This is a genomic window from Mesorhizobium sp. MC2-1-1 (assembly GCF_057597255.1).
In genome coordinates, this window is the sequence record NZ_CP195205.1 from 3018751 (window position 1) to 3031793 (window position 13043).

Genomic DNA, 13043 nt, shown 5'->3' on the forward strand with positions numbered 1-13043 from the left:
TGTGGTTTAAGTTCGAATGCAGGCGCCGGGCGAAGCCGAATCGCGGCATTCTGCGGCATGAGAATGCAGGCCGGTATTTCCAACTACAAGGATCGACGGCATGAGCGTGATGATCAAGGAGAGCCCGATCAGCGAGAAAGCGATGATCGAGGAAGCTGAAAAGGCGCTGGCCGACATCTCCAGGGTCCGCGACGCGGTCGGCCGGGTGATCTTCGGTCAGGAAGCGGTCGTCGAGCGCACGCTGGTGGCGTTGCTGGCGGGCGGCCATGCTCTGCTTGTCGGCGTGCCTGGCCTCGCCAAGACCAAGCTCGTCGAGACGCTGGGCATCGTACTCGGCCTCGATTCGCGCCGCGTCCAGTTCACGCCCGACCTGATGCCGTCGGACATCCTCGGCTCCGAGGTGATGGAGCAGGACGAGTTCGGCAAGCGCTCCTTCCGCTTCATTTCCGGGCCGATCTTCACGCAATTGCTGATGGCGGACGAGATCAATCGCGCCTCGCCGCGCACGCAATCGGCGCTGCTCCAAGCGATGCAGGAATACCATGTCACCATAGCTGGCGCCCGCTACGACCTGCCCTCGCCCTTCCATGTGCTGGCGACGCAGAACCCGCTGGAACAGGAAGGCACCTACCCGCTGCCAGAAGCCCAACTCGACCGCTTCCTGATGCAGGTCGACATTCTCTATCCGGAGATCGACGCCGAGCGCCGCATCCTGCTCGAAACGACCGGCGTCGAGGAGGCCAGGGCCGATAAGGTGCTCCAGCCGGCGAGATTGAGGGAAATCCAGACGCTGGTCCGTCGCATGCCGGTGTCGGAGAGCGTGGTCGAGGCAATCCTCAAGCTGGTGCGTTCGGCCCGGCCCGGCCAGGGCAATGCCGAGACGGACAGGCACGTCGCCTGGGGGCCGGGTCCACGGGCCAGCCAGGCGCTGACCCTGTGCGCCCGCGCCCGCGCCCTGTATGATGGCAGGTTGGCGCCGTCGGTGGACGACATCCGCGCCTTGGCGGAGCCGGTGCTGCAGCATCGCATGGCGCTGACTTTCGCCGCCCGCGCTGAAGGCACTTCCGTGCGCGACGTGGTGGCGAAGTTGGCAAAAGGCATCTGATGGGTCGAATAGGCGAGGTCCAGGCACCGGTTGCGACGCGCGACGCGCTCGCCCGTGGCCGGTTGCGGGCTTCACTGGTGCCAGACCTGTTGGTCGAGGCACGGCGTATCGTCAATACGGTGATCGCCGGCTGGCACGGCCGCCGCAAGCGTGGCATCGGCGAGAATTTCTGGCAGTTCCGGCCCTATGTAGAAGGCGATGCCTCGCGCATCGACTGGCGCCGTTCGGCCAAGGACGACCATACATATGTGCGCGACCGCGAATGGGAGGCCGCTCACACCGTCTGGCTTTGGGCCGACCCATCGCCTTCGATGCTCTACAAATCCGCAGCGGCGAGCGTTTCCAAGGAATCGCGCGCGCTGGTGCTGGCGCTTGCCTTGGCCGAGCTTTTGTCGCGTAGCGGCGAGCGCATCGCCTGGCCGGGCCTGACCGACCCGTTCACCGCCCGCAACGGCGCCGAGCGCATCGCCGCGCAGCTCAGCCACTCCGGCGCGCTGCCCGCCAAGCCCGATCTGTCGTCCATTCGCCGCTTCTGCGACATCGTCCTCGTCAGCGATTTTCTCGACCCGGTCGAGGAAACCAAGGCCTGGCTCGACGTGCTCGCCCGCCACGGCGTGCGCGCGCATCTGATCGAGGTCGCCGACCCGGTCGAGGAGACCTTCCCTTATTCCGGACGCACCGAGTTCACCGACCCCGAAACGGGCGACAAGCTGACCGCCGGCCGTGCAGAGATGCTGGCCGACGAGTACCGCCTGCTTTACCGCGCCCGCCGCGAGGAACTGGCCGCCTGGTGCAAGCGTCTCGGCTGGAGTTTTACCGTCAATCACACTGACAGTCTGGCTTCCGACGCGCTGGTGCGCATCCACATGGCGATGACCGCCGATGGCAATCATACCGGGTTGACCGCAGGTGGTCATACCGGGTTGACCGCCTCCGGCGATCATACCAGGCTGTCCCCGGGAAGGACGGTCGTATGAGCTGGCTGCCGCTTTCCTTTGGGGCACCCATGGTGCTGTGGGGTCTTCTGGCGCTGCCGGTGATCTGGTGGCTGTTGAGGCTCACCCCGCCCAAGCCGCAGACGGAAGTTTTCCCGCCGCTGAAGATCCTCGCCCGGGTCCTCAAGCGCGAAGAAACCCCGCAGCAAAGCCCGTGGTGGCTAACGCTGCTTCGGCTGCTGATGGCTGCGCTCGTCGTGATGGCGCTGGCCGAGCCGGTCTTCAATCCGCGCGAGAAGCTGCCGACGGAAGGCGCGGCTCTCGCGCTTGTCATCGATAATGGCTGGGCCAGCGCCGCCGACTGGGGCAAGCGCGTCGCCACCGCCGAACGGCTCATCGCCGATGCGGGCTCGAACGGCGTACCGGTCGTGATCGCCTTCACCGCCGAAAAGCCCAATGCCGAGATCGGCCCCTTCGATGCCTCGGCCGCGCTCGACCGTCTACGCGCCACCAGGCCGCGGCCGATCCCCACGGACCGTCCGGCCGTGTATGCCCGCGTCGCCGCCACGTTGGAACGCCTGCCCGGCGCAAGTGTCGCGGTGCTCGCCGACGGACTTGCCGCCAAGGGCGACGAAGTCGCTTTCAAGACCCTGCTGGAAAAGAACGCGAAACGGCTGGTCTGGGTCGCGCCCGACCGGCCTTCCCTGATCGGTCTGACTGGCGCCGACAACCAGGTCGACGGCTTCGCGCTCACCGCCGTTCGCGCGCCGGGGGATCCGGCGCCGGCGCAGGTCACGGCTGGCGCCTTCGACGACAAGGGCCGCCGCATCGCGGATGCGACGCTGACCTTCGCGCCGGGCGAAGCCACCGCCACCGCCACGATGGCCGTACCGTTCGAACTGCGCAACGATTTCGCCTCGATCGCACTCGACGGCGAGCATCAGGCCGGTGCCGTCCGCGTGCTCGACGAAAGCTCCAAACGCCGCCGCGTCGGCCTTCTCTCGCAGACCGAGGCCGACCAGGCGCAGCCGCTTCTGTCGCCGCTCTATTACATCCGCCGCGCCCTTCAGCCTTTTGCCGATCTGGTCGAACCGTCGAGCGCCGACCTCGCCGACGCCATTCCGCAGCTTCTCGACCAGAAGCCGGCGATGATCATCATGGCCGATGTCGGCACCATTCCCGAACAGGTCAAGCAGCGGTTGGTCGACTGGGTCGACAAGGGAGGCACGCTGGTGCGTTTCGCAGGCCCGCGCCTGGCCGCCGCCGGCAATGACGATGACCTCCTGCCTGTCCGGCTGCGCAGCGGGGAGCGCGCGCTGGGCGGCGCGCTGTCGTGGACGACGCCGCAGGCGGTCACCGAATTCCCGAAGAACGGTCCTTTCGCCGACCTCTCTCCGCCCTCCGAGGTGACGGTGAGCCGGCAGGTCCTGGCCGAGCCGACGCCCGACATCGTCGAGCGCACCTGGGCCACGCTCGCCGACGGCACGCCACTGGTGACGGGTATGAAGAAGGACAAGGGCACGCTGGTACTCTTCCATGTCACGCCCGAGGCAACTTGGTCGAACCTGCCGATCTCCGGCAGCTTCGTTGAGATGCTGAGGCGCGTCGTGCAGCTGTCGCGCAACCAGGGCGCCGCGATCGCAAATGCCGAGGCCACCGCCGCCTCGCTGGCGCCCTACCGCATGATCGGCGCCGACGGCATGCTGACGCCGCCGTCGCCGGACACGCGGCCGCTGGTGCCCGGCGCCGGACCGCTACCGGTGACGCTGGAAAACCCGCCAGGCCTTTACGGCTCGGAGACCGGCGTCTTTGCTCATAACCTTCTCGATGCTTCGACCACGTTCGCGCCGCTGGCACGCCCGCAGGTTTCGCTGCCGGTGACGGCCATTCCCTATGCCTTCGATGAATCGGAGAACCTCAAAGGCCCGATGGTCGCCGTCGCGCTCCTGTTGATGGCGCTCGACACCCTGGCCGTGTTCTGGATGGGCGGCCTGCTGGCACGCCGGCCGCGGCGCACGGCCGCGGCGGCCGCCGCCGCCGTTCTGGTCATTCTGGGCGGGCTCTTCGGCCACGCCGATCTCGCCCGCGCCGACGATTCGAAGCCCGGCGACGCCCAGGCGATCGACGACATTTCGAAAACCCGCATCGCCTATGTGATCACTGGCGAGCCGGGCGTCGATTCGATCAGCCGCGCCGGCCTCGAAGGCCTCACCAGGTTCCTGATCGAGAAGACCGCGCTCGAGCCCGGCCCCCCCGCCGGTGTCGACATCGCCAAGGACGAATTGTCCTTCTTCCCTCTGATCTATTGGCCGATCGATGCATCCGCGCCCATGCCGAGCCAGGCGGCGATAGCCCGCATCGATGCCTATATGCAGCAGGGCGGCACGGTTTTGTTCGACACGCGCGACCAATTCTCGAACGGCATCGGCGCCGGCTCGGCTAGTCCTGCCACTGAGCGGCTGCGCGACATCCTCGCCAATCTGAACGTGCCGCCGCTGGAGCCGGTGCCGTCGGACCATGTGCTGACCAAATCCTTCTTCATTCTTCCGGAGTTCCCTGGCCGCTTCAACGGCAGCCCGCTGTGGGTCGAGGCCTCGCTCGACGCCAGCAACACCGAAAACCGGCCGGTGCGCACCGGCGACGGCGTCTCGCCCATCATGATCACCGCCAATGATTTCGCCGGCGCATGGGCCGTCGACGAGAACGGCGATCCGATGCTGCCGACTGTGCCGCCCGACCCGATGCAGCGCGTCTATGCGCTGCGCGCCGGCGTCAACATCATCATGTACATGCTGACCGGCAATTACAAATCCGACCAGGTGCATGTCCCCGTGCTGCTCGAACGCCTGGGGCAGTAGGCCATGAACTGGTCGGTCTCCTTCGAACCGCTCGTCTCCTGGCCGCTCTTCGGCCTGCTCTTCGCGCCCTTGCTGTTGCTCGCGCTGGTTGGCCTGTGGTTCCGCCAGCGCGGCTCGGTGCTTCGCTTCATCGCGCTGCTCGCGCTTGCCGCCGCGTTGCTCAACCCGGTGTTCCTCGCCGAGGAACGCGAGGCGCTGAAGAGCGTCGTCGCCCTCATCGTCGACCGCAGCCAGAGCCAGGACATCGGCGACCGCGCCAGGCAGACCGACCAGGCGCTGGCCGGATTGCAGCAACGGCTCGCGCGCTTCAAGCAGTTCGATGTCCGTGTCGTCGAGGCCGGCAAGTCCGAAGCCGCCGACGAGCGCACCGAAACCAAGCTGTTCAGCGCGCTTGAGGGCGCCTTCCGCGACGTGCCGCCGTCCCGCATCGGCGGTGCCATCATGATCACCGATGGCGAGGTGCATGATGCGCCCGCCGGCGCACCGGAATTCAACGCCCCTTTGCATGCGCTGATCACCGGCAGCGAGCATGAGAAGGACCGCCGCATCCGCTTCGAGAACGCGCCGCGCTTTGCCCTCGTCGGCAAGCCGCTCGACATGACCTACCGCGTCATTTCGACGGAAGGCGACGGGGCTCCGGTGGACGTGCGCGTCTCGGTCAATGGCGAGCAGGTCTCGGTCGAGCATGCGACGGTCGGCCAGCCGATGAAGCTCTCGATCACCATTCCCAATGCCGGCCGCAACATCGTCCAGCTCGGCATCGACAGGGAGCCTGGAGAGCTTACCGATGCCAACAACCGGGCGATTGCCCTGGTCGACGGCATCCGCGAGAACCTTCGCGTGCTCTTGGTATCCGGCGAGCCGCATGCCGGCGAGCGCACCTGGCGCAATCTTTTGAAGTCGGACGCTTCGGTCGATCTTGTACACTTCACCATTCTGCGCCCGCCGGAAAAGCAGGATGGCACGCCGATCAACGAATTGTCGCTGATCGCTTTCCCGACGCGCGAGCTGTTCGTCGAGAAGATCAAGGATTTCGACCTGATCATCTTCGACCGCTACCAGCACCGCGACGTGCTGCCGATCCTCTATTACGATTACATCTCCGAATATGTCGAAAAGGGCGGCGCGCTGCTGATTGCCGCCGGCCCCGAATATGCCGGCGAGAACTCCATTGCCCGCACGCCCCTCAATGCCGCGCTGCCGGCCATGCCGACCGGCGAGGTGGTGGATAAGGCCTTCTATCCGCGCCTGACGGATCTCGGCCAGCGCCATCCGGTGACCCGCGGGCTTGAAGGATCGGCGAGCGAGCCGCCGCATTGGAGCCGCTGGTTCCGCACCATCGGGGTCAAGAACCCCGAAGGCGAGGTGGTGATGAAGGGCGCCGACGACCGTCCCCTGCTCCTGCTCGACCGCAAGGGCGAAGGCCGTGTCGGCATGCTGCTCTCCGACCAGGGCTGGCTGTGGGCGCGCGGCTTCGAGGGTGGCGGTCCGCACGTCCAGCTCTACCGGCGCATCGCTCACTGGCTGATGAAGGAGCCTGAGCTGGAAGAGGAACGGCTGACCGCCGATGGCCGCGGCATGATGCTTGAGATCCGCCGCCAGACGATGAACGACGATCCGGGTCCGGCCCAGGTTATAACGCCTTCCGGCAAGGCGGTGACGGTGAAGCTCGACAAATCCGAGCCCGGCATCTTTACCGGCAGCTTGCGGACCAGCGAGATCGGCCTTTACCAGATCGGCAATGGCGACCTCACCGCGCTTGCCCATGTCGGCCCGATCAACGCGCCGGAATTCTCGGACGTGATCTCGACCGAGGAGCGGCTGAAGGGGCCTGCCGAGGCGACCGGCGGCAGCGTGCGGCGGCTCGCCCCATCATCCATGCTGGACAATCTCGCCGGCGGCGTGTCACTGCCCTCCATCGTGCCGGTTCGCTCCTCGGCGGCCGCGTCGGGTGACGACTGGATCGGCCTGCGCACCACCGACGACAGCGCGCTCAAGGCGGTGTCGCGCGTCCCGATGTTCAGCGGCTTCCTCGGCCTCGCCCTGCTGCTGCTGGCGATAGGCTCGATGTGGTATCGTGAAGGGCGGTGAGTTTCTTCCTGCTCCCCGTTCCACAGAGAGAAGGTGCCCGAAAGGCGATTGAGGGGCGGCGCCCACCGGCCGGAATACGGCGCTTGCCTTGCCCTCGCCATGCGCGGCCAGCAAGCCGGCCCTCGCCCTCCCTCTCGAGGGCGAAGGAAAGTCCCTACTCCTCGGGTTCGACGGTAAACAGTAGCGGATAGCCCTTGGCCTTGCCGGCATCGGTCGCGCGTTGGGCCTTGGTCTCGGCGACATCGCGGGTAAACACAGCAACGACACACACGCCGCGCGTATGCGCGGTGACCATGACGCGGTGCGCCTGATCCTCGCTGAGCTTGAATTCGCCCTTGAGCACGGTCACCACGAACTCGCGCGGCGTGAAATCGTCATTGACGAGGATGACCTTGTAGAGCTTCGGTCGCTCGGTCTTCGGCTGCGTCTTGACGCGGGGCTTGACGACGGTTTCGGGCATCGGATCCGCTGGGGGCCTGCTCTCACTTTATCATCCGGGAAAGCAAACGTTCAATTGTCCACGCGCAAAGCCACGGTCGTGGACGGCCGACTTTATGTGGGGAAGCGTTGCCGAAGGTTCAACGGCCCTGGCGCCCGATCGAACGGCGCATCGCGGTGCCCGATCTGCCCGAGCCGGCGTCGCCGTCCGTACCCGAGCCGCGTTGCATGAAGGCAAAGAATATCCAGCCGGCCAAGCCGATCAGCGTTATGCCGGTCAGCATGATCAGGATCCAGGATTGCACCGGAGTGATGTAGTCGAAACTGGACGAGATCAACGGCGCGAAGAGCTCGGGCTCGGTCCTGCCACTGGCGGGATCCGGCACGGGGCTTGCGGTAAAGATGATCAGCGATCGCACGGCCGCGGTGACGAGCAGGCCGCCGAGTGCCAGCGAACGCATCAGGGACGAAAACCGCTTCTTCATGCGGGTTGTCCTACAATACCGGCATTGCAATCAGGTTAAGGATCGGGACAGGCGCCGCAGAAGCCGCCTGTGTCGGCGTCGGCCACCGAAAGACCGCCCCAGCCGAAACCGGCCCGGAGCGGTCTTGAAGATACCAGGACTGAAAGCCTGAATTACGACTTCTTCGCCGGGGCCTTCTTGGTCTCCTTGACCGGGCACTTGTGCGTCTTGGTCGCCTTGCAGGTCTTCTTGGTAGCCTTCTTCGGAGCAGCCTTCTTCGGAGCAGCCTTCGCCGGAGCGGTGGCGGCCGGAGCAGTCGTCGTGGTCGAGGCAGCCGGGGCAGCGGTCGTCGTGGCAGCGGCATTGCCGAGAGCCGGCATCGCGAAAGCGAGAGCAACACCGAGGCCGAGGGCGGAGAGGATGGACTTCTTCATGGCTTCATTTTCCTTTTCTTGCCGGTCTAAGTGAGCGTCACTGAGCGGGATCGATCGGTGTCACTCCAAGCAGCTTCAAAGCGTTTGCGAGCATCCGGATACCCTGCGCCTGTTTCTTGTTGGCGCAGAACCGGTTTCCCTTTCTTTGCAGTGCTTTCGCCGCGGTGACCTGCGTTGCCGCGGCATGGGTTTCGAGGGCTTCGTCAACTTGGCGGCTGAGATCGGTGCAACGCTCGGTCCGGGTAAGTGGGGCAACTTTTGCGGTGGCCGCGACTTTCGGGGGAGTCGCAACCTTCGCGGGGGTCGAGGTGCCGGCTGCTGCTGTGATGAGCGACATGCTGAGCACAGCCCCCATCATGCTGATCCAGAACCTCTGCATTGGTCTTGTCCGTTACTCCGGAAACTTGCGTCGCGGCCGATGACCTGACCGCCACGGCATCGTTTATGCCCTTGAAATTTTTCACCAGTTTTTCCCGACTGTAGAATTTTGTTTCTATATTGTGTCTGGGGAATCCCGATCGGACGGGCATCCTGGCCACTGGTCAAGATGTGGCCCGAATTCTATCGTGTCGGTGTTTCGCAAAGGGATGTCGGGGAAAATAGAATGATAGGTTTCGAGTGAAATCCGATGCGCACATACTGATCGTCGACGACGACAAGGGCATACGCGACCTGCTGCAGGAGTTCTTCCAGAAACGCGGGCTGCGGACGACGGTAGCCGGCGACGGCACCGAGATGGAGGCGATCCTGCGCCGGACCGCGGTGGACCTGATCATCCTCGACGTGATGCTGCCCGGAAAGAGCGGACTTGAGCTTTGCCGCGAGATCCGCGCCAACTACACCACCCCGATCATTATGCTGACAGCGGTCACCGAAACGACCGATCGCGTGGTGGGTCTCGAAATGGGCGCGGACGACTACGTGCCCAAGCCCTTCGATCCGCGCGAGCTTCTGGCTCGCATCCGCGCCGTGCTGCGACGTAACGGCAGCGCGGAGCCGCGTCGCCCTGCCGCCAAGCAGATATACCATTTCGCCGGCTGGACGATGGATTGCGCGCGACGGCGCCTGACGGCGCCCGACGGCGTCCGGGTCGAGCTGACAATGGCGGAGTTCAACCTGCTGCAGACCTTCGTCAAGAGCGCGCAGCGCGTGCTTACCCGCGAACAGTTGATCGAGCTCTCCGGCGGCGACAGCGGCTACAGCTTCGACCGCAGCGTCGACATTCTGGTGAGCCGCCTGCGCCGCAAGATGGAAGACGATCCGAAGACGCCGAAACTGATCCTGACGGTGCGCAGCGGCGGCTACCAGTTTCTGCCCGAGACAAGGTCCGAATGAGACGTTTCCTGCCACAGACCCTGCCGGCCTGGGTGCTGCTCATCGTCATTGCCGGTCTGATGCTTAGCCAGGTGACGACGCTTTACATCGTGGCAAGGGACCGCGTCGCCGCCAACGGTGTCGTCGACCTCTACCGGCTGAACGACCGCGCTTATTCGCTGGTGCAGCTGATGCATGACGCAACGCCCGAAGAGCGCAAGGCGACCGCTTCAGGCTTGTTCAACTCGACTTACGCCTTGACGGTGTCGGATACGCCGGTCATCACCTCATCGATCCCCGGCGATGACCAACTGGCCGAACTGGAGGACATCCTGGTCGGCCGCCTTTCGAAGTTCGGCATCACCGATGCGCGCGTGCGGCGCGATCCGGCCACCCAGGAAGCCGATGTCCCGGATGGACAGGCGGTGAACAGGGATGTCGGTCAGGTCGAGCGCGACCTGCTGGTTCTGGGCGCGAATTTTGCGCAGAGCGACAAGCTGACGGCCTCGCTTCGCTTCTCCGATGGCCAATGGCTGAATTTCACCGAACCGATCACCCCGGCCGGACCGATCCTGAGCCTCGACAGCCTGCCGCTCTATTCCCTGATAGCCGGCTTGATCGTCATCATGTCGATCTGGTCGCTGCGCCGGCTGACCGCACCCTACCGGATGATGGAAATGGCGGTGACGCGGATCGGCAAGGATCTGAAAAGCCCGCCGATCGCCGAGAGCGGCAGCCGCGAGATCCGCGCCGCGGCAAAGGCGATCAACGCCATGCAGATGCGGCTACGCGATTATGTCGAGGACCGCGAACACCTGGCGGCGGCGCTGGCGCATGATCTGCGCACGCCGCTGACCCGGATGCGCCTGCGCCTCGAACTGCTGCGCAGATCGCCCGCGCGGGATGCGCTCGCGCACGACCTCGCCGACATCGAAAGCATCGCGAGCTCGGTGATCGACTTCGCCAAATTCGAGGTGACCGAGGAAAAGGCCGAGCGGATCGACTTCTGGTCGCTTGTGGAATCGGTTGCGGACTCTTTCGAAGACGCATCCTTCGACGAGGACGCCACCCCTTCTCGCGGACTGATCTGCGTCGCACGGCCAGTGGCGTTGCGCCGCTGCGTCACCAATCTCATCCAGAACGCCGTGACCTACGGCAAGAAGGCGCATCTCGGCGTTCGACGATCGGGCGACACCATCACGCTTTCTATCCGAGACGAGGGTCCCGGAATCCCGCAAGCGAAGCTCGATGCCGTGTTCGGTTCCTTTGTGCGGCTGGAAGAATCGCGCAACCGCACGACCGGCGGCCTCGGTCTCGGCCTCACCATCGCCCGCAATATAGCGCGTGGCGCCGGCGGCGACGTCGATCTTTCCAATTATCCCGGCGGCGGCTTGCTGACAGAACTGCGGCTGCCCGTGGCAGCTTGAGTCAGCAAGGGTTGCCTGTTGCCCGCCCGGCACTGGATCGGCCCGCTCTTCGTGCGATAGTGCGGCCCGTTCCGGCACAAGGAAACTGAATCATGTTCTATGCTGTCCTTGCCTATCACGTCGAGGAGACGGTCCAATCCTGGTCGCCCGACGAGGATGCGGCGCTGATGAAAGACCTGCTCGAGGTGAACGACAGGCTCACCCGCGCCGGCAAGTTGGGGCCGGCGGCCAGACTGGGCGAGACCGCTAAGGCGGTCACGCTGCGCGGCCCAGCCGACGGCATCGTGATCGACGGCCCCTTCGCCGAAACCAAGGAGCAGTTGCTCGGCTTCTATATTCTCGACTGCGCGGACCAGGACGAGGCGATCGCCGCCGTGCGCGATCTGAAGCGCGTCAATCCCAGCGCCGTCTACGAAATCCGGCCGATCATGCTCTATCTGCCCGGAGCCGCGCTGCGGGCCGGTTGAAACGCCCTCGACCCTTCTGCTTCATGCCGGCGTGGCGGCTGCCTCGATTTCCTTCCCCAGCCGAAGCATCTCTGTGACCAGCAGGTCGAGATCGTCGCGGCGCGTGCGGTGATTGGCGATCGCCACTCTCAGGCAGTGCCGGCCTTGCACGGTGGTATCTGATAAGGCCGCGATGCCTTCTTCCTGCAGCCGCAGCATGATCTCGGTGTTGAGCGCCTTGAGCCCTTCCTCGGAGCCTCCACTCAGCCGGTGGCGGAAGCTGACGATATTGATGGTGGTCGGCGCCATCAGTTCCAGCGCCGGCTCCGCCTCCACCAACCGTGTGAGGTACCGGGCCTGGGCGATGTTCTGGTCGATCAGCCGGCCGAACTTTTCGACGCCATGCTCCCTCAGCGCCATCCAGATTTTCAGCGCGCGGAAGCCGCGCGACGTCTGCAGGCCGTAATCGTGGAGCCACTCTCCGGATGCGAGGCCGCGCGGCGTCGATTCCAGATATTCGGGCGTGACGGCAAATGTATTGCGGTGCGCGGATGCGTCCCTGACCAGCGCGCAACCGGCTTCGAATGGCGCATGCAGCCATTTGTGCGGGTCGAGCGCGATCGAATCCGCCTGCTCGATACCTGCGACAAGCGATCGGTTCTCAGGTGCGATCGCTATCAGCGCGCCGATGCAGCCGTCGACATGGAACCAGAGGCCTTCCTCGGTCGCCAATGCCGCCAGCGCCAGAAGGTCGTCGATGGCACCGGTGTTGACGGTGCCGGCGGTGCCGATCACACAGGCCGGCTTGAACCCCGCCTCGCGGTCCTCCGCGATTGCCGCCTTGAGCGCCGCGAGGTCGATGCGCAAACCGGCATCGGTCGGGATCCGCCGCAGCGCTCGATTGCCGAGGCCCAAAGCCTCCATGGCCTTCCGGTGGCAGGAATGGACCTGGTCCGAGGCGTAGTAACGCAACGGCTTCGGCATTGCCCCGACACCCCGCTCGCGCACGTCCACCCCCGCCTTGACATTGCGCGCGACGGTCAGGCCGATGATGTTGGCCATCGAGCCGCCGCTGACCAGCGTGCCGCCGGCCGAGGCCGGGAAGCCCACCATGTCCTTCATCCAGTTGACCACCTGGCTGTCCATTAGGGCCGCAGCATGGTTGCCACCGCCGAGATTGGAACCCTGGATCGCCGCCAGGAAATCGCCGAGCGCGCCGGTGAAGTTGCTGGCCCCCATGTACCAGGACCAGAAGCGGGGATGGATGTTGCCCATCGGGTAAGGCATGACGTTGCGGGCGACATCGCCATAGACGTCGGCCACCGGCGACGGGGATCGCGGCAAGGATGCGCTGAAGAACGATCGCACCTCTGGCGGCATCTCACGCCAGACCGGACGCTCGCGCACATCCTTGAGATAGGAGATGGCGTCGTCGACGATCCGATGCGAGAGCGTTCCCACCCCGGCCCAATCCGGCGGATCGAGTGTTTCGTCCGCGGCCGTCGCCTCCTGAAATATATCCATCCCGTCT

The 13043-nt window shown here is 65.2% G+C and carries 12 protein-coding genes; 7 read left to right on the forward strand and 5 right to left on the reverse strand.

What is annotated here, in order from left to right:
- The first annotated feature begins 100 nt into the window (after positions 1-100).
- The 4 genes from ACR64R_RS15040 to ACR64R_RS15055 are packed head-to-tail and all read left to right on the forward strand — an operon-like array spanning position 101 to position 6989.
- Complete coding sequence (locus ACR64R_RS15040) at positions 101-1105, forward strand: AAA family ATPase (RefSeq protein ID WP_487357147.1); 1005 nt, start codon at positions 101-103, stop codon at positions 1103-1105.
- Positions 1105-2082: a DUF58 domain-containing protein gene (locus tag ACR64R_RS15045; protein WP_487357148.1), complete on the forward strand. Its 978-nt coding sequence runs from the start codon at positions 1105-1107 to the stop codon at positions 2080-2082. Before ACR64R_RS15040 ends, ACR64R_RS15045 begins: the two co-directional genes overlap by 1 nt.
- Positions 2079-4898 carry a DUF4159 domain-containing protein gene (locus ACR64R_RS15050; protein ID WP_487357149.1) on the forward strand — a complete coding sequence of 940 codons (2820 nt, stop codon included), beginning with the start codon at positions 2079-2081 and terminating at the stop codon, positions 4896-4898. Before ACR64R_RS15045 ends, ACR64R_RS15050 begins: the two co-directional genes overlap by 4 nt.
- A gap of 3 nt (positions 4899-4901) precedes the next feature.
- On the forward strand, positions 4902-6989 hold the full coding sequence (locus ACR64R_RS15055; RefSeq protein WP_487357150.1) for a hypothetical protein: 2088 nt from the start codon (positions 4902-4904) through the stop codon (positions 6987-6989).
- A gap of 154 nt (positions 6990-7143) precedes the next feature.
- On the opposite strand, the gene clpS is transcribed toward ACR64R_RS15055, so the two are convergent.
- From clpS to ACR64R_RS15075, 4 genes are all read right to left on the reverse strand, one after another.
- Positions 7144-7449 carry an ATP-dependent Clp protease adapter ClpS gene (gene clpS / locus ACR64R_RS15060; protein ID WP_487357151.1) on the reverse strand — a complete coding sequence of 102 codons (306 nt, stop codon included), beginning with the start codon at positions 7447-7449 and terminating at the stop codon, positions 7144-7146.
- A gap of 118 nt (positions 7450-7567) precedes the next feature.
- Positions 7568-7912 (reverse strand): hypothetical protein, encoded by a 345-nt coding sequence (locus ACR64R_RS15065; protein WP_487357152.1) that lies wholly within the window; start codon positions 7910-7912, stop codon positions 7568-7570.
- Positions 7913-8064: 152 nt separating this feature from the next.
- Positions 8065-8325 (reverse strand): hypothetical protein, encoded by a 261-nt coding sequence (locus ACR64R_RS15070; protein ID WP_487357153.1) that lies wholly within the window; start codon positions 8323-8325, stop codon positions 8065-8067.
- A 37-nt stretch (positions 8326-8362) separates the two neighbouring features.
- Positions 8363-8704 carry a hypothetical protein gene (locus ACR64R_RS15075; protein WP_487357154.1) on the reverse strand — a complete coding sequence of 114 codons (342 nt, stop codon included), beginning with the start codon at positions 8702-8704 and terminating at the stop codon, positions 8363-8365.
- 239 nt (positions 8705-8943) lie between these two features.
- Between ACR64R_RS15075 and ACR64R_RS15080 the strand changes: the two genes are divergently transcribed.
- The 3 genes from ACR64R_RS15080 to ACR64R_RS15090 all read left to right on the forward strand — a co-directional run bounded on the left by ACR64R_RS15080 (position 8944) and on the right by ACR64R_RS15090 (position 11533).
- Positions 8944-9660 (forward strand): response regulator, encoded by a 717-nt coding sequence (locus tag ACR64R_RS15080; protein WP_487357155.1) that lies wholly within the window; start codon positions 8944-8946, stop codon positions 9658-9660.
- On the forward strand, positions 9657-11066 hold the full coding sequence (locus ACR64R_RS15085; protein ID WP_487357156.1) for an ATP-binding protein: 1410 nt from the start codon (positions 9657-9659) through the stop codon (positions 11064-11066). Before ACR64R_RS15080 ends, ACR64R_RS15085 begins: the two co-directional genes overlap by 4 nt.
- A gap of 92 nt (positions 11067-11158) precedes the next feature.
- Positions 11159-11533, forward strand: a complete 375-nt coding sequence (locus ACR64R_RS15090) for a YciI family protein (RefSeq protein ID WP_487357157.1) — start codon at positions 11159-11161, stop codon at positions 11531-11533.
- Positions 11534-11554: 21 nt separating this feature from the next.
- Here the strand turns inward: ACR64R_RS15090 and ACR64R_RS15095 are convergent, their stop codons facing one another.
- Complete coding sequence (locus ACR64R_RS15095; protein WP_487357158.1) at positions 11555-13036, reverse strand: pyridoxal phosphate-dependent decarboxylase family protein; 1482 nt, start codon at positions 13034-13036, stop codon at positions 11555-11557.
- Positions 13037-13043 lie beyond the last annotated feature (7 nt).